This is a genomic window from Bradyrhizobium sp. MI1.7, assembly GCF_055811795.1.
Genome location: NZ_JBVVPO010000034.1, coordinates 1 through 16,072, shown reverse-complemented (window position 1 = coordinate 16,072; position 16,072 = coordinate 1). Strand labels below are relative to the sequence as shown.

At 64.4% G+C, this 16,072-nt stretch carries 14 protein-coding genes; 4 read left to right on the top strand and 10 right to left on the bottom strand.

Annotation, left to right across the window (positions count from 1 at the left end):
- Positions 1-343: 343 nt before the first annotated feature.
- From fsrB to AC0L3X_RS27125, 5 genes are all read right to left on the bottom strand, one after another.
- Complete coding sequence (fsrB, locus tag AC0L3X_RS27145; RefSeq protein WP_063983305.1) at positions 344-1,636, bottom strand: siderophore utilization protein FsrB; 1,293 nt, start codon at positions 1,634-1,636, stop codon at positions 344-346.
- Between the two features lie 495 nt (positions 1,637-2,131).
- The gene (locus AC0L3X_RS27140) at positions 2,132-3,538 is read right to left on the bottom strand and encodes a Dyp-type peroxidase (RefSeq protein ID WP_063983306.1); all 1,407 of its coding nucleotides are present in this window, start codon (positions 3,536-3,538) and stop codon (positions 2,132-2,134) included.
- 81 nt (positions 3,539-3,619) lie between these two features.
- A complete protein-coding gene (locus AC0L3X_RS27135; protein ID WP_028147544.1) occupies positions 3,620-4,078 on the bottom strand; it encodes a hypothetical protein in 459 nt (152 codons plus the stop codon).
- A gap of 207 nt (positions 4,079-4,285) precedes the next feature.
- Positions 4,286-6,286 (bottom strand): primary-amine oxidase, encoded by a 2,001-nt coding sequence (locus AC0L3X_RS27130; RefSeq protein WP_354131525.1) that lies wholly within the window; start codon positions 6,284-6,286, stop codon positions 4,286-4,288.
- Between the two features lie 15 nt (positions 6,287-6,301).
- Positions 6,302-7,498, bottom strand: a complete 1,197-nt coding sequence (locus AC0L3X_RS27125; protein WP_354131524.1) for a serine hydrolase domain-containing protein — start codon at positions 7,496-7,498, stop codon at positions 6,302-6,304.
- Between the two features lie 179 nt (positions 7,499-7,677).
- Here AC0L3X_RS27125 and AC0L3X_RS27120 point away from each other — a divergent pair, with 179 nt between their 5' ends.
- Positions 7,678-8,667 (top strand): helix-turn-helix domain-containing protein, encoded by a 990-nt coding sequence (locus AC0L3X_RS27120; protein WP_135213631.1) that lies wholly within the window; start codon positions 7,678-7,680, stop codon positions 8,665-8,667.
- A gap of 177 nt (positions 8,668-8,844) precedes the next feature.
- Here AC0L3X_RS27120 and AC0L3X_RS27115 read toward each other — a convergent pair whose 3' ends face one another.
- From AC0L3X_RS27115 to AC0L3X_RS27095, 5 genes are all read right to left on the bottom strand, one after another.
- Positions 8,845-9,618 carry a MetQ/NlpA family ABC transporter substrate-binding protein gene (locus tag AC0L3X_RS27115; RefSeq protein ID WP_354131523.1) on the bottom strand — a complete coding sequence of 258 codons (774 nt, stop codon included), beginning with the start codon at positions 9,616-9,618 and terminating at the stop codon, positions 8,845-8,847.
- A gap of 28 nt (positions 9,619-9,646) precedes the next feature.
- A complete protein-coding gene (locus tag AC0L3X_RS27110; protein ID WP_473317003.1) occupies positions 9,647-10,303 on the bottom strand; it encodes a methionine ABC transporter permease in 657 nt (218 codons plus the stop codon).
- Complete coding sequence (locus tag AC0L3X_RS27105; protein WP_354096321.1) at positions 10,293-11,432, bottom strand: methionine ABC transporter ATP-binding protein; 1,140 nt, start codon at positions 11,430-11,432, stop codon at positions 10,293-10,295. Before AC0L3X_RS27105 ends, AC0L3X_RS27110 begins: the two co-directional genes overlap by 11 nt.
- Positions 11,433-11,665: 233 nt before the next feature.
- Positions 11,666-13,138: a DASS family sodium-coupled anion symporter gene (locus AC0L3X_RS27100; protein WP_354096320.1), complete on the bottom strand. Its 1,473-nt coding sequence runs from the start codon at positions 13,136-13,138 to the stop codon at positions 11,666-11,668.
- A gap of 114 nt (positions 13,139-13,252) precedes the next feature.
- The gene (locus AC0L3X_RS27095; RefSeq protein WP_354096319.1) at positions 13,253-14,059 is read right to left on the bottom strand and encodes an enoyl-CoA hydratase/isomerase family protein; all 807 of its coding nucleotides are present in this window, start codon (positions 14,057-14,059) and stop codon (positions 13,253-13,255) included.
- A gap of 120 nt (positions 14,060-14,179) precedes the next feature.
- Here AC0L3X_RS27095 and nthA point away from each other — a divergent pair, with 120 nt between their 5' ends.
- Genes nthA through AC0L3X_RS27080 form a run of 3 tightly spaced genes read left to right on the top strand, consistent with a single transcriptional unit; the run spans position 14,180 to position 15,836 of the window.
- Positions 14,180-14,803, top strand: coding sequence for a nitrile hydratase subunit alpha (nthA, locus tag AC0L3X_RS27090; RefSeq protein WP_063983312.1), 624 nt, complete (start codon positions 14,180-14,182; stop codon positions 14,801-14,803).
- Positions 14,800-15,459, top strand: a complete 660-nt coding sequence (gene nthB / locus AC0L3X_RS27085; protein ID WP_166341639.1) for a nitrile hydratase subunit beta — start codon at positions 14,800-14,802, stop codon at positions 15,457-15,459. The genes nthA and nthB overlap by 4 nt, the downstream gene beginning before the upstream one ends.
- Entirely contained in the window at positions 15,459-15,836 is a 378-nt protein-coding gene (locus tag AC0L3X_RS27080; protein WP_354096318.1) for a nitrile hydratase accessory protein, read from the top strand. The genes nthB and AC0L3X_RS27080 overlap by 1 nt, the downstream gene beginning before the upstream one ends.
- Positions 15,837-16,072 lie beyond the last annotated feature (236 nt).

Here is a 16,072-nt window from a genome sequence, read left to right as displayed (position 1 = left end):
TCGCCTCATCGAAGGCGATGCAGACAGTGCTCGCGCCATGCCCACCGATAGACTGCTTCACTATGTGGAGCACGCGAACAAAGGGGTGGAGCGCAATCGGCTGTTGTCGCAGAACATCGAAAGGGTTTTTGCGCTTCGACAGAACGCTTCGGCGGCAAATGATGACGTGTTCAAGACATCCAACGTCGCCCGATTGAGAGGCAAGACGTCCGACGAACTGCTGGCGATGAAGAAGTTTTCGCTCAGTCAGTCGAAGCGTTACGAGCAGGCGCTGCAGACAGCGATGCCCATCGTCAACGAGCGGACTCGGTAAACGCGCAGACGATCGAGCGGCACGCCGGCCCTACTCCGCCGGCGTGAGTTGCTGCCGGCTCAGGCGCATCGCCGCCGTCTCGCGCGCCCGGACGCGGGCGCGGCGCTTGCGCCACCAGATCACGACGCCGGTGACCGACAGTGCCGCCACCACGAGGCCCATGATCGAGATCAAGATGCGGCCGAACAGCCCGACGATGCGGCCCGAATGTAGCGGGAATTGCGCCTGCACGAAGATGTCGGCGGCCGTGCCGACCCAGGGCAGCCGTTCGCCGATCGGGCGGCCGTCCTCGCTGTCGTAATAGAGCTGCGCCGGCCCGACGCCGCCGGCGCCGTGATCGTCGCCGGGATGAAAGAACGCCGCGGCATAGACGCCATGGGCCGGGCCGTAGCTGAGCGCGCCGACCGGGACGGTCCACCCTCGCCCCTTGCCCTCAGCCGCCGCGCGCGCAGCAATGTCGGCGAACGTCACCTTGGGCTCGATGGGATCGTCGGGATTGCGGTAGGGCCGCTGCTCATAGGGCGTCGGCGTGTAGTTCGACACCATCTTCATCATCGGCGAGAACACCTCGAAATAGAGGTTCAGCGAGAACGCCGTGAAGGCGATGACGAACAGCACGCCCCAGGTCCACAGGCTGAAGGCGCGATGGATGTCGAAATTGATCCGGTAGGCGCTGCCCGATGCCTTGATGGTCCAGGCCGGCGCCCAGCGCGCCCAGAAGCCGCGTTCGAGCTGGCGCGTGACCTGGGGCGCCCGCGCGGTCTTGGCGCGCCGTCGCGAGGGCAGCGTCAGATAGAAGCCGACGAAGCAATCGATGGTCCAGATGATGGCGATCACGCCGAGCACGCGCATGCCCCAGCGATCGCTGCCCCAGAATTCCGGGATGTGCATGGTATAGTGGAGCTTGTAGAGGAACGAGACGAAGTTTTCGCGCGTCACCGGCCACACCGCGCCCCAATAGCGCCGGCCGAGCTCCGCGCCGGTGTTGGGATCGAGGAAAATCTGGTTGTAGTCGATCGCGAAGCGTTTTCCCGTCGCCGGATCGATCCGCGGCATCACGAAGAACCACAGCGAGTGCCCCTCCTCCGGCGTCATGAAGAGGTAGACGACGCGCGCGCGGGGATCGCGCTGCTCGATCATCTTCGCGAGCTCGATCGAGGGAATGGCCGGGCCTTTGCTGGTGACATCGAACAGGTGGTGATTCAGCACCTCGTCGATCTCGTGGTCCCAGGAGATGATCGCCCCGGTGATGCCGGAGAAGAACAGGAATCCGGCCGTGAGCAGTCCCGCCCAGCGATGCAGCCTGCCAAATATCGCTCTCATCGTCTCGACTCTCATTAAGCGGGTCGGGCGCGCTGCGCCGGCGCTTCCACCGAGACCGTGGGAATTTGAGTCTGCGCCTGTACGGGCGCGAAGGGAACGCAGAGAGCGAATGTGCTGACGGCGCCGAAGAAAAGCACCTGAAGCTGTCGAACACGCGCATTGGAGCACGAACGAAGTTGGAAGTCTGACACGTCTAGCGAGGTCCCGCGCTGCCGGCTTTGCCGGAATGATTTTTGGACTCTCGCCCTAACGCGGGGGCATTCTCAGTGCGAGAGACGCAGAGTTAGAATCTATCGAGACCGGGGAATAAATCGTGCGACCAATGCGCCCATCTGCGCGTCGAGGCGCATCGCCGGCTTCTATGAGCGCTTCGATATGGAATGCTTCTAGAGTGAGAACATTCGCCGCTTGTCCGCAAACGCGTGACAACGGCGGACTCGCTGCCGCGAGCGAATGGCTGCGACGACGATGCGAAGGCTGACGGGAGCCGGCAATTCAACGTTGCACGGCAATCATCGTGTTGAGCGCTTTAACGCTCGGCGCAAACAGCACTGCGACGCCCTTGTAGCGGATAAATTGCTTCATCTGGAACGTCACGGAGGCGTCCCCCGCGAGCGGAACCTGGAACCGGGTCTCGGCCTTTGGATCTGCCCGGTTTCCAGTCAAGGCATCCTGCGCGTTGGCTCCGTTCGGAAGGCGCATGTAGGCGTCGGCAAAGTCGGTCTGATGCATCCACCGCAGGATGGTATAGAATTGCTCGTTGATCCTGGCGAAGTAGAAAAGCCCTACGATGCCGCGGTCCTTGCCGTCGTCCTCCGTGCCCTCCAGATGAGGACCGTAGGAAAATCCGCGGCGTATGACGCGTGGCGGCCCCTTGGGGAAACGAATCTGATTGGCAAATTTCAGCGGATGATCGCGGCAATTGACAATGCGAATGTGAGCCCCGAGCGGGCATTTGACGCCGTTTGGATCGTCGCCATAGCCGAAAGCATCGTTCAATTGCGGGGTCGACGGTGGTGCATCCGGAAAACGTGACAGCGGCGACCCGTGTCGCCAGCGCCCCATCATCTTGGCCGCGATCCATTCTTCGGCCAGTTCCGGGCCGACATGCGGCGCCGCCTGCGGTGCATTCGCCTTCAGGAATCTGTTGAAGGCCGCGACGTCCTGATAAAGCCACGACAGGCCGACGAATGATCCATCGCGCGCGAAGTCCTGCCATGGACCGGGCTTGAACGGTGCAGTGGGAAAATCGCTGTTCGGATAGCCGACGACGATCTCGCGACAATCGACGGCGTCGGAAGCCCTGGCAGCCGGCGCATCCTGCCAGTCAATATTGGGCGCGGTGATTCCATCACGATAGCCAAAATGCAGGCGGCCGTCGGCTGGCCGACAGCCGGACAGCGCGCCGTCGTCCCAACTGTCGAGCGACAATTCCCGGACACCGAGGCCTGTCGCGGACTGCCGCACCTGCGCGAGGCAATCGGCTTTCTGCTCGGGCGTGTCGAACCCGATGTGGATGGCGAGATCGATATCGCTCGACTTGAACTTGCCGTCCCACCATCCCGCCGGAGCGCTGGCGTCGAAGAAACCAAGCTGTGTCGCAATGCCGCCATCCGGCGCCTGCGCCGGGTCCACGAACGATACCTCGAATTGCTGCCGCCCCTGCGCGACGTCAAGGTCGGCGCGACCCGACATCATCGTCGCGATGCCGTTCCAACTGAACATGAAGTGGAACGCGGGACCCTCGGCGTCCGGGCCCGCCCCCACCGCGACCCGCGGTATCCATTGCCGCAGGAAGGACCTGGCGCCGCCGGCGTCGCCAAACCTAAACAACAGAGCCGCAAGTAGCGGCTTGGCCGAGCTTCGAGCGACGATCGCCTGCAAATTGCCGAGATCCACCATGGCGCCTGCCCTGCAAGAACGGTCAGTCGATAGGCAGCCTCAAAGCCGGCCTATCCCGAAAGCGCAAATACGCTCTGAAAGCTATTTCCCGAGCTTTGCCAGAATGTCTGCGACAGTCATGCCGTCGTAAGCCGAGAACAGCCAGCCGGACGGGTTGCCGCTGATGTCGGTTGAGCCGTCGGTCGCAGTGCCCAGCGAGCGCGCGTTGTGGTTCTTCGAGAATTCGAAGAACGCATTGGGATCGTTGATGTCCAGGCCAGTCGTATCTGCCAGGGAAAATATCGCGGCAAATATCGGCGTGAGCGCTCGCCGGAAAAACTCCGTGTATTCCTGGTGCGTTCCCTCATATTCGGTGATGACCTGGATGTACTTGTCCTCGATGACGACGACCCGGGCGAAATGAACAATCCTGGACTGCTTCAGCGCCGCCGCGATGGCGGGCTGAACCTTCTCAGTGAAGCTCGCCTCGAGATTCCGCAGCTTTGCCAGGGTCTCGGCATCCTGCTTGATCGGCAGCGTGAGATTGAGTGCATGGGTCATGGGAAATCTCCTTAAAGAATACAACCTTAAGATGGTATCACTCTCGAAAGGAATTGGAAGCGATCTTTTCGACGTGCGGCCGGCCGTCGCGTCGCGGGCCCTTCGAAAGGGGCAGCAATACTCCCCTGACAATTCGACCGCGAGCGCATGCGACCAGCGAACCAGCGCTGGTTGGCCTGCTGCGAACGTTGTTGTCGCGCGACGAGCCTACGCTTTGCCGGCGTGGCAGCACGCGCCGCCGGCGGCATCCTTCGGGTCGCCCGCCAGCACGCTGCGGCTGTTGCGCTCCGGCGGAATGTCGCCGGCGGCATTGGCCGAAAAGAATCCGGTCGGCTTCAGCATGAAGCCGGCATATTCGACCGGCATGATCGGAAAATCCTCGGGCTTGCAGACATGGGTGTGGCCGAAGGAGTGCCACACCACGAGATCTGTATTCTCGATGTTGCGGTTCTGCGCGGCGTAGCGCGGCAGGCCGTCGCCGCCGGCGTGGACATTGGGATAATCGCCGCTGGCGTATTTCTCGTCCTTGTCGAAGGCCGTGACCCAGACATGCTTTGTGGCAAAGCCGCCGCGCTTGCGCACATAGCTGCCCTCCTGCGCCAGCATCAGCGGGCTCGGATTGACCACGAGCTTGTAGGCCGGCGCGTTGCCGACCGAATTGGTCTCGTTGGGATTGCTGATCTTCCAGAACCGGCCGGTCTCGCCGTTCGCAATGGCAGCCGCATCACGCTCGCGCGACAGGATGCGGGTCGTGGTATCGAACGCGTTGCCGTGCGGATTGTCCGCGCCCCAGGGCCGCGGCAGGAACTCGTGCTCGGTGACGGTATTGCCGCCGCCGTCGAGGTCCATGTGCAGGCGCACGTTGAAGAAATGCTGGTGCGTTGGGCCGCCCAGATTGTCGTCGACCATGCCGCCCCATTTGTACTTTTCGCCGGATGGCACGGCGGCGGTCTGGATGATGCCGGTGAGTTTTGTCTCGAGCTGGATCGTGCCGTCCTGGTACAGGTACCAGTAGAAGCCGTAGTCGTAATTGCCGACGGTGGCGAAGAACGAGATGACGAGGCGCCGCGAGCGGCGCACCTCGAACAGGCCGTTGCGGAATTCGTAGTGTTTCCAGGCAATTCCGTAATCTTCCTCATGCATGCAGATGGCATTCTGCATGACGAAGGGCGCGCCCTTGTTGTCGGCGGCCGGCACGTCGAAATAATGGATGTTGCCGAGACAGTCGCAGCCGAGCTCGAGCGCATTGGCGAGCATGCCGAGCCCGTATTCACCGGCATCGAACGCCGACTTCCAGAAATGGTTCTCGGTCGGATCGGCATAGGGCACCACCATCTCGGTGACGCTGGCGCGATGGATCAGCGAGCGCTTGCGATCACCGTCCTGGTAGGCGAGCTGATGCAGCACCAGCCCTTCGCGCGGCGTGAAGCCGGCGCGAAAACTCCATTTCTGCCAGTCGACCTTCCAGCCATCGACCTTGAAGCTCGCGCCCTCCGGCTGTTCGATATGCAGCGGCTTGATGTCGGTGCGCGGGTTTTTGACTTCATGCGCGCCGTAATTCCGCTTCTTGCGCGGGATCGGCACGATCGGGTCTGCGTCCGTGAGGTCGATGACCTTGCCGCCGATCAGGTCGACCACAGCGACTACGCCCTCGATCGGATGGGCGTAGCCGTTGTCCTGCAGATGTTCGCGGAAAAAGCTGACGGCGCGCACGATACGGGCGCCGCGCTCGTACTCAAAATCGAAGAAGCCCGAGGAGAACGGATCGACCTGGACCAGCTCGATATCCTTGTCGGTGAGCCCGCGGCGGACCATCGCCGCGCGCCAGCCTGGATCGGCCTTCACCACGGCCTCGCACTTGAAAAATTCTTCCAGCATCACCGGCGGCTGCCCGTATGGCGCCTCGCGGTTCGGAATGACCTTGCGGCCGACGATCTCGTTGCGGCCGAGATCGACGATGTGCTCGATCGCCTCGCCCGTGGTGATGTCCAGCGTGAGCGCGAAGGCACGGCGCCCTGCTCCGCCAGCGGCCAGCTCCTGCTTGGTCGGCTCCTCCAGCCGCACCGTCGGGAAGCGGCAGTTCTCGGGCGAGGTCGCGGCGGCACGAACCAGCGTGGAGGCGGCCGTGATCTCTTCGGCTGTCAGAGGATCGAGCGGATGAGGTGCGGCCGCTTGAATCGGTGATTTGGCTTTGACGGTATCGAGCATGATGATGACCAGAAATCAGCGCAGGGCGAGATGCGCGGTGATGGCGCGGAAGGCGGCGAGCCAGCGGTGGTCGAGCGGAACGTCCATCGCCTTCGGCTGCGTCGCGAGCTTGACGATGACGGTGTCGGTGGCCGCGTCGATATAGAGCCACTGGCCGTGGATGCCGATCCCCGCGAGATCGTTCCGCGAGGGATCGATGGTGTACCATTTGCTGCGGTAGCGGGCGCCCGGGAAGATGTCGGCGAGATCGCCGTCTTTCCACGCCTGGGGATCGCCGTTCTCGTGGATGTCGTCGATCCACCAGCCGGGCACCACCTGCCGCCCCTCGACCACGCCGCGGCAGCGGATCATTTCGCCGAAGCGCAGCAGATCGCGTGCGGTGACAGAAAGCCCGCCGGCGATGCGGCCCATGCCGTGGCTGTCGAGCGTGAGGGAGCCATCCTCCTCGGCGCCCATCGGCTGCCAGAGATAGTCGGAGAGGATGCGATGGTAGGGCATGCCGCAGGCGCGCTCGTAGACCCAGCCGAGCACTTCCGTATTGGTCGAGACGTAGTGGAACACCTTGCCGTGCGGCTTTCCTGTCCCGCGCAGCGTGGTGAGATAGGCGCGCTGATGGCCGGCCTCGACGCCCGGCGGCGGCACGTCCCAGCCCGAGGAGAAGCGATAGCGCGCGACGTCGCCGGCGGGGTCCTCGTAATCCTCCTCGAACTTGATCGCGACCGCCATGTCGAGGACGTTGCGGACGGTGCAGCTGCCATAGACCGAGCTCTCCAGCTCCGGCACGTAGCGCACCACCCTCGCCTCCGGATCGAGCAGGCCGCGCGCGGCGAGCACGCCGCCGAGCGTGCCGGCGATCGACTTGCTGATGGAGCAGATCAGATGCGGCGTGGTCGCGCTCATGCCGTCGCCGTACCATTCGTGGATCAGCGTGCCCCGGTGCATGACGAGCAGCACATCGCCGAAGGTTTCGCGCAACGTGGCCTCGACCGTGGTCGGCTTGCCGTCCGGCGCGGTGAAGCTGAGCTTTTGCAGCTCGCGCGGCGCGCTTGCCATCGGTGTGGGATGCGCGGAGCGGCGAACCTCCGCGGTCGGCAGCACTTCGCGGGTGTGGGTGAAGCCCCAGCGGATGGCGGGAAAGCTGCGCCAATTGGCACGGGTCACTTGGGCCTCGGGCGCAGGCGGGCTGCCGCGCATGATGTCCGTCGGTCGCATCTCGATCCTCCGCAAGGCCATCCCGACTGCGATGTCGGAACGGCAAGGGAGAAGACTGCACACAGGCCGCATCGGGCGTTATCGAGATCCGGCAATATTTTGCTGGACAGCGGCCATGGCCGTGCCAGTCTGGCGTAGTTCTTGCTGGCTATTCGGCTTGCAAATTCTGACGTGCTGTCATGGCCTTAAGCGCAACTCTTCCGATTCAAGACTCGGCTGCCAATCTACTTCAAGCGAGCAGCACGGATGTCGACGAGCATTGCGCCACGCTCGGCCGCTGGCGGCTGAGCTACGACCAGATCAGCGCCGGGGCGTTCCGGGGCAGCTTCACGCAACTCTCCCTGCCCCGGCTCGAAGTGTTCTGCGAGATCACCAGCCAGCAAGTCCGCCAATACGGCCAGCTCGGTGCCGACAGCTTTGGCATCGGTCTGCCCTGGCACGGCGACGGCGAAGTCAATTGCAACGGCGCCAGTGTTGCAGGCTCCCAGGTCATCGCCAGCATCGATGCCGAGATCGACATGTGTACGCCGAAGGCCTTCGAGCTGCGCGGTGTCGTCGCCAGCGCGGTGCTGATCGCGGAGCTTGCGGCACGGCTCGACATCGAATTGCCGCGCGCCGTCTGGCACCAGTTGCGGGTGATCGAGATGGCGGCGGCACCGGTTGCGCGGCTGCGCGCCCATCTCGCCGCCATTCACGAGACCATCACGGCCGCACCCGAACGGTTCGACGATCCGGCCGCGCGACAGGCGCTGGAGGACGCCCTCCTCGTCGAGATCATGGACATGCTGCCGACGGCCCAGCCCAGCGATCCCGGCCGCAGCGCCACGGCGCGCAAGCGCACCGTGGATCGCGCCCGCGAGCTGATGCATGGCAGCGGCGATCGCTCGCTGTCGCTGCTGGAGGTCTGCAAGGCGGTCGGCGCGAGCCCGCGCAAGCTCGGCTATTGCTTTCAGGAAGTCGTGGGCACGAGCCCGATGCATTACTGGCGCGCGATGCGGCTGAACCGGGTGCGGCGGGACCTGAAGCGCGCCAGTGGCGCCGAGACGTCGATCTACGACGTCGCCGTGCAACACGGCTTCTGGCACTTCAGCCAGTTCTCGCTCGACTACAAGCGCCACTTCTCCGAACTGCCCTCGGAGACACTGCGGCGCGCGAGGCTTGTCGCCTGACGCGCGCGTCTTCTACTCCAGGACAAGTCGTGGCTAGCAGCTCGCTTGCGGCCATCCTTCGAGACGCCCGCCTCTGGCGGGCCCTCAGGATGAGGTCGTGTTTTGCGGCGAGATATTGGACCCTCGTGGTGAGGAGCCCGCGCAAGCGGGCGTCTCGAGCCATGCAGGCCGGGCACGTTACCAGGTCGGCAAATACGTACCCTTGAAGCGCGTCTCAAGAAACGCCTTCACGGGATCGGAGTGATAGACCGCGATCAACTGCTTCACCCACGGCTTGTCCTTGTCCTCCTCGCGGACGGCGAGGATGTTGACCCAGGGACCATCGGGGTTCTCGCGCGCGATCGCATCGGTCGCCGGATTGAGGCCGGCCTGCACGGCGTAATTGTTGTTGATCGAGACGACGTCGATGTCCTGCAGCGCACGCGGAAGCTGGGCGGCGTCGAGCTCGACGAAGCGCAGCTTCTTCGGGTTCTCGGTGATGTCGGCAATGGTCGAGGAGACGTTGTTCGGGTCCTTCAGCTTGATCACGCCGTGCAACGCCAAAATCATCAGGCCGCGGGCGCCATTGGAGGGATCGTTGGCAATCGCAACGCGGGCGCCTTCCGGCAAATCGGCGAGCTTCTTGTATTTCTGCGAATAGACGCCCTGCGGCGAACCGATCGTGTTCGCGACCTTGACGATTTTCCAGCCGGTCTTGGAGATCTGGTTCTTCAGGTAAGGCTCGTGTTGGAACGAGTTGGCTTCGAGGTCCTTCAGCGCCAGCGCCTGGTTCGGAATGACGTAGTCGGTGAACTCGACCACCTTGATGTCGAGGCCGCGCTCGGCGCCGACCTTCTTCACCACGTCCAGGATCTCGGCATGGGGGCCGGCGGTGACGCCGACGCGGATGGTTTCAGCTTGAGCGGTGGTCGCAAGCAAGGCTGCAGCCGCAAGGGTTGCGAGAAAACGCATTGAAGTCTCCAGTTTCAGAAAATGTGTATCAGCGCTGCCGCAGCCGGCGGTTGACCCGACGTGCCAGATAATCGCCCGCGCTCTGCACGAGCTGCACCAGCGCGATCAGCACGACCACGACGGCGAGCATCATCTCCGGCATGAAGCGCTGATAGCCGTAGCGGATGCCGAGATCGCCGAGCCCGCCGCCACCGACCATGGCGGAGTAGCCGAGCAGGCTGACCACCGCGAGCGTCAGTGCCAGGAGCAGGCCGGGCAACGCTTCGGGGATCAGTACCTTGAGAACGATCTGGATCGGTGATGCCCCGAACGAGGACGCGGTTTCGATCAGGCCGCCATCGACCTCGCGGATCGCAGCTTCGACCAGGCGCGCGATAAACGGCGTCGATGCGATGACCAGCGGCACGATCGCTGCGGTCGAGCCGATCGAGGTGCCGGCAATGAGCCGGGTGAACGGGATGATGGCGACGACCAGGATGATGAAGGGCGTGGAGCGCGTCGCATTGACGACGATGCCGAGCACGCGATTGATGGTGGGCGCCGCGAACAGCTCGCCTTTCCGGCTGGTCGCGAGGAACACGCCGAGCGGCAGGCCGAAGGCGGTGCCGACCAGTGCCGCGATGCCGACCATGTACAGGCTTTCGCCTGTTGCCTGGACGATGAGGTTGATGAGTTCAGGCGACATAGCCGAGACGCTCCGCCGGGAGTTGATATTGAGAGAGCCAGGCGAGCGTGCGCGTCACCGCGTCCTCGCCACCGGGAATACCGAGGGTCAATGAGCCCACATGCTGGCCGCCGATCTCGTCGATGCGCGCCGACAGCAGCGCCACGTCGAGACCGAGCTCGCGGGCAAGCCGCGCCACCACCGTGTCGCCGGCCCCTGCCCCGCGCACCTGGACGCGGATCACGGCCCGCCCGCCGACAGACGGCTCCGCCACGATCCGGCTCGCCAGCGAGACCGGCAGGCTGTCGCCGATGACTTCGGCGAGGAAGGACTGCGTGATCGGATGTTTGGGATGCGTGAAGATGTCGGCGACATGGCCGCTCTCAACGACGTGGCCGGCATCGAGCACGACCACTTCCTTGGCAAGCTGGCGCACCACGGACATTTCGTGGGTGATCAGCACGATGGTCACCCCGAGCTCGCGGTTGATGTTGGCGAGCAGATCGAGGATCGCGCGCGTGGTTTGCGGGTCGAGCGCCGAGGTCGCCTCGTCCGACAGCAGCACGCTCGGCCGGGTCGCCAGCGCACGGGCAATGCCGACGCGCTGCTTCTGGCCGCCGGAGAGCTCTGACGGATAACGGTCGTGCTTGTCGGCGATGCCGACCAGGGCCAGCAGCTCGGCGACGCGGGCCTTGATGTCGGACTTGGCCCAGCCGGCGATCTCCAGCGGTAGCGCGATGTTGTCGGCCGCCGTGCGCGACGACAGCAGGTTGAAATGCTGGAAGATCATCCCGATCGAGCGCTGCGCCAGCCGCAATTCGCGACCTGCCAGCGCCGAGATGTCGCTGTTGTCGACGATCACGCGGCCCGTGGTCGGCTTCTCCAGCCCGTTGATCAGCCGGACCAGGCTCGACTTGCCGGCACCGGAGCGGCCGATGACGCCGGTGATCGAGCCGCGCGCGATCGCGAAGTCGATGTCTTGCAGCGCGTTGACGCCGGGCTTGCCGCGATAGGCCGGATAGATCTTCGAGATGCCCTCGAAACGGACCATCGCGTCAGCGTTCCGGGCGGCAGGTGAAATCGCTTCAAGCGTTTCGATCTTCTGTCCGATCGCGAGCGATTGGTGGGCGTTCATAGAGGCGGCCTTCATGCACAACAGTTCCTGCTGCCCCCGTGGGGCATGCGGGAACCGGTCGCGTCAAGCGACGGAGAGTGAAATCGCGGCAATGGTTCCGGTGGAACGCGCTGCACTGCAGCACGCACCATCGCCTTTTCAGGTCTTCCTTGCAATGTCAGATATTTGCGGGGAGTTGGACGAAGTTTTCCTAATCCCACCCCGGCGAAGAAAATTCGTCTGCCGGGGGTATGAGCTTCCGGCCCCGCTCAGCTGATCTGCAACCAGGGCAGCACGATCAGCAGCAGTCCCGCAAAATAGAGCAGCCCGAACAGCAGCCCAAAGCCCCAGAACTGGCCCTTCCCGATGTAGCCGCTGCCGAAATACATCGGCGCGGGTCCCGTCGCGTAAGGCGAGATCACGCCCATCAGGCCGAGCGAATACATGCAGAGCATGGCGAGCGTCGTAACCGGCAGGCCGGGGATGCTCGATCCGACCGCGAGCACCACCGGCAGCACGGCTGCGGCATGCGAGGTGATGCTCGAGAAGAAGTAGTGGATCCAGAAGAACAGCGCGACCAGCAGGATCATCGCGGTCGACGGCGACAGCCCCGCGAGCGGTTTGGCGTATTCGGTCGCGAACCATTTGATGAAGCCGATCTCGTTGAGGCCCGAGGCCAGCGTCAGCAGCGAGGTGAAATAGAAGAACACCTCCCAGGCGCTCTTCTCGCTGACGATGTCGGCGAACTCGATCACGCCCGTCACCAGCATCAGCGAGATCACGATGAACACGACGGTGGTGGCGTTGACGAAGTTCGAGCCGAGCAGCGGCACGTGGATGTCCGGGCTCGAGCCCGCGATCCACAGGAACATCGCGAGGACGATCAGAGCCAGCATGATCCACTCGTTGCGCGACATCGGGCCCATCTCGCTGACCTCCCTGGCCGCCCATTCGGAGATCTCCGGGCTGTGCTTCACCTCGGGACGGCAGACCACATAGCTGAGCAGCGGCACGAGGATCATCAGGAGGATGCCGAGCGGCGCAAAGCCGACGAACCACTGCGCCCAGCTCACCTCGACGCCGGCGGTCCTCTTGGCGATCGCAAGCGCGGCCGCATTGGGCGCGAGCGCGGTGAAGAACAGCGAGCTGGTGATCGCGGTTGCCGCAAACGCCGTCCACATCACATAGGTGCCGATCTTGCCGGCGGTCGGCCCGGGCTCGGAGCCGTAGATGCGCGGGATGTTGCTTATGATGGGATAGACGATGCCGCCGCTGCGCGCGGTGTTGGATGGCGTCGCTGGTGCCAGCAGGAAGTCCGACATCGCGACCGCATAGCCGAGACCGAGCGTGTTGCGGCCGAGCTTTTGCACCAGCACCAGCGCGATACGGCGGCCGAGCTGGCTCTTGCGATAACCGATCGAGAATACGAAGGCGCCGACGATCAGCCACACCGTGCTCTCGGCAAAACCCGCCAGCATCCAGCGCAGCGATTTGCCGGGATCGGGATCGATATAGCCGGCGACGCCCGCGACCGTCAGCCCGATGAACCCGACCGCGCCGACCGGCATCGATTCGAGAATGAGTCCGGTGATAACGGCCGCGAACACGGCAAAATAGTGCCACTGATTGGCGTTGAGACCCGTCGGCACCGGCCACAGATAGATGGCCAACCACACCACGAGCGGCGCGATCAGCTTCCAGCTAAACCCTTTTGCCTGAGGCGTCTGCGAGCTTGCGGCCATGGGCCCTCCCCCTCGATTGTCGTCGCATTGTACCGCCCGTTGGCCGAGCCGTTTTTGTCCTAGCGCGGCGTATACGGACTGTCTGCGGCGCGATCAATGGTCTGACTTCACGTTCTACCGCCCCTTGAAGCGCGGCTTGCGGCGGGTCAGGAACGCCTCAACGCCCTCCTTGTGGTCTTCGGTGAGACTCGCCAGTGCGAACTGGTCGACGTCCATGTGGCTGGCGAGATCGTCCAGCGCATGTGCCAGCCGGTTGACGGTCAGCTTGGTCATGGCGACCGAGAGCGGCGGCTGCGCGGCGACCTTCCGGGCAAGCTCCATGGCGGCATCGAACGCATGGCCGGGATCGGCCACCTGCTCCACCAAACCCCACTCGAAGGCCTCATCGGCCGAGATGCGCTGGTCGGCCAGGATCACCGCCTGCTTGGTGCGGGCCGGCCCGATCAGATGCAGCATGCGCGGGATGCTCTGCCAGCTCATGTTCATGCCGAGCCCGATCTCGGGCACGCGCAGATGCGCGTCGTGCCCCATCACGCGGAAGTCGAGCGCCACGGCCAGCGCGACGCCGCCGCCGACGCAAAAACCCTCGATGGCCGCGATCGTGATCTGCTCCATCTCATGCCAGGCATGGGTCAGACGCGGCCCGAGCTTGAGATGCCGCCGCAGCGTGCCGAGATCCATGTCCTTGCGCGAGCGGCCCTCGGCATCCTTGAGGTCGAAGCCGGCGCTGAAGGCGCTGGTGCTGCCCGTCAGAACCACGACGGACGTTGCGGCATCATCCTCGAAACTGCGCGCTGCCGCGGTGAGCTGGCGCAGCGCCTCCGGCGAGAGCGCGTTGATGCCGTCGCCGCGGTCGAACCGCACCACCGCAATCCGCCCCTCCGGTCCGAGCCCCTTCTCGATCGTCACGAAGTCCGTCACCGATGTCTCCCTATCCGCTTTGCTGCGAGGCTAGCCTACATCCGGCCTCACGAATATGGGACCCGGTTGCGCCCCAGCGCATACTCGACAGGCAGGGACCATTGCGCCTATCTTTGCGCCATGAGCCACGATCACGACCATCATCACGACCATTCCGAGCTGTCGGAGACCGAGCTGCGCGTGCGCGCGCTCGAGACGATCTTGACAGAAAAAGGTTATGTCGAGCCGGCCGCGCTCGACGCCATCATCCAGGCCTATGAGACCAGGATCGGCCCGCACAACGGCGCGCGCGTCGTCGCCAAGGCCTGGACCGATCCGGCGTTCAAAAAGGCGCTGCTGGAGGATGGCTCGAAGGCCATCGGCACGCTCGGCCATGTCAGCCGCGTCGGCGACCATCTCGTCGTGGTCGAGAATACGCCAGAGCGACACAACATGGTCGTGTGCACGCTGTGCTCCTGCTACCCCTGGGAAATGCTGGGACTGCCGCCGGTCTGGTACAAGGCCGCGCCCTATCGCTCGCGCGCGGTGAAGGACCCGCGCGGCGTGCTCGCCGATTTCGACGTCACGCTGCCCAAGGACATGGAAATCCGTGTCTGGGATTCGACGGCCGAGACCCGCTTCCTGGTGCTGCCGATGCGCCCCGCGGGCACCGAAGGCTGGAGTGAGGAGCAGCTCGCCGAGCTCGTCACGCGCGATTCCATGATCGGCACCGGCTTTCCCAAGACGCCTGGAGCGCCCTCGTGAACGGCGTCCACGACATGGGCGGCATGGACGGGTTCGGCAAGGTCGAGGCCGAGCCGAACGAGCCGATGTTTCACGAGGAGTGGGAATCGCGTGTTCTCGCCATGGTGCGCGCGATGGGCGCGGCGGGCGCCTTCAACATCGACACCTCGCGCTTCTATCGCGAGACGCTGCCGCCGCACGTCTATCTCTCGAGCTCCTACTACAAGAAATGGTTTCTCGGGCTCGAGGAGATGCTGATTGAGAAGGGCTACCTCACCCGGGACGAGGTCGCCGCCGGCCACGCGATGCAGCCTGCAAAGGCGCTCAAGCACGGCAAGTTCGACCTCGCCAATGTCGAGCGCGTCATGGTGCGCGGCAAGTTCGCCCGCCCTGCTCCGGCGCCGGCAAAATTCAACATCGGCGACCGCGTCCGCGCCAGGAACATCCATCCGACCACGCATACGCGGCTGCCGCGCTATGTGCGCGGCCATGTCGGTGTCGTCGAGCTGAACCACGGCTGCCATGTATTTCCGGATTCGGCGGCGATGGAGCTCGGCGAAAATCCGCAATGGCTTTACACGGTCGTCTTCGAGGGCCGCGATCTCTGGGGCGCGGACGGTGATCCGACCTTGAAGGTGTCGATCGACGCCTTCGAACCCTATCTGGACCCGGCGTGATGAGCAGCACGGCTGCGGCCGCCGCGACGGCGGCCATTCCGAGCATTCCGCGCGATGACGACGGCCCGGTCTTCCGCGCGCCCTGGGAAGCGCATGCGTTCGCGATGGCGCTGACGCTGCACGAGCGCGGCGTGTTCACCTGGCCGGAATGGGCCGCAGCCCTGGCCTCCGAGATCAAGCGCGCCCAAGCCGCCGGCGACCCTGACACGGGCGAGACCTATTACCTGCACTGGCTCGCCACGCTGGAAGGTTTGGTTGCAAGCAAGGGCGTCGCATCGGCGGAGACGCTGCACCGCTACCGCGACGCCTGGGACCACGCCGCCGACCGCACGCCGCACGGCAAGCCGATCGAGCTAAAGCCAGAGGATTTTGGCTAGCTCGCGCCACAATCTCGTCATTGCGAGCGTAGCGAAGCAATCCAGAATCTTTCCGCGGCGGCAGTCTGGATTGCTTCGTCGCTTCGCTCCTCGCAATGACGACGTGGAGAGGGCGCAAGCTCTCTCCTCCGTCGTGGGCCCGCGGGGGCGCGGGCCCCCCGACCCCCCCGCGGGGGGGCGGCAGCAACCACAAGGGGTAAAAAGTAAACGCCCCGTAGGGGGGGGGGGCGGCGGCG

Coding starts and splice junctions, on each gene's coding strand:
- AC0L3X_RS27105 (WP_354096321.1), bottom strand. CDS start 11,432: ATGAAGGCCGCCTCTATGAACGCCCACCAATCGCTCGCGATCGGACAG.
- AC0L3X_RS27080 (WP_354096318.1), top strand. CDS start 15,459: ATGAGCAGCACGGCTGCGGCCGCCGCGACGGCGGCCATTCCGAGCATT.
- AC0L3X_RS27140 (WP_063983306.1), bottom strand. CDS start 3,538: ATGGTGGATCTCGGCAATTTGCAGGCGATCGTCGCTCGAAGCTCGGCC.
- AC0L3X_RS27120 (WP_135213631.1), top strand. CDS start 7,678: ATGGCCTTAAGCGCAACTCTTCCGATTCAAGACTCGGCTGCCAATCTA.
- AC0L3X_RS27115 (WP_354131523.1), bottom strand. CDS start 9,618: ATGCGTTTTCTCGCAACCCTTGCGGCTGCAGCCTTGCTTGCGACCACC.
- AC0L3X_RS27100 (WP_354096320.1), bottom strand. CDS start 13,138: ATGGCCGCAAGCTCGCAGACGCCTCAGGCAAAAGGGTTTAGCTGGAAG.
- AC0L3X_RS27130 (WP_354131525.1), bottom strand. CDS start 6,286: ATGCTCGATACCGTCAAAGCCAAATCACCGATTCAAGCGGCCGCACCT.
- nthA (WP_063983312.1), top strand. CDS start 14,180: ATGAGCCACGATCACGACCATCATCACGACCATTCCGAGCTGTCGGAG.
- AC0L3X_RS27125 (WP_354131524.1), bottom strand. CDS start 7,498: ATGCGACCGACGGACATCATGCGCGGCAGCCCGCCTGCGCCCGAGGCC.
- AC0L3X_RS27135 (WP_028147544.1), bottom strand. CDS start 4,078: ATGACCCATGCACTCAATCTCACGCTGCCGATCAAGCAGGATGCCGAG.
- fsrB (WP_063983305.1), bottom strand. CDS start 1,636: ATGAGAGCGATATTTGGCAGGCTGCATCGCTGGGCGGGACTGCTCACG.
- AC0L3X_RS27110 (WP_473317003.1), bottom strand. CDS start 10,303: ATGTCGCCTGAACTCATCAACCTCATCGTCCAGGCAACAGGCGAAAGC.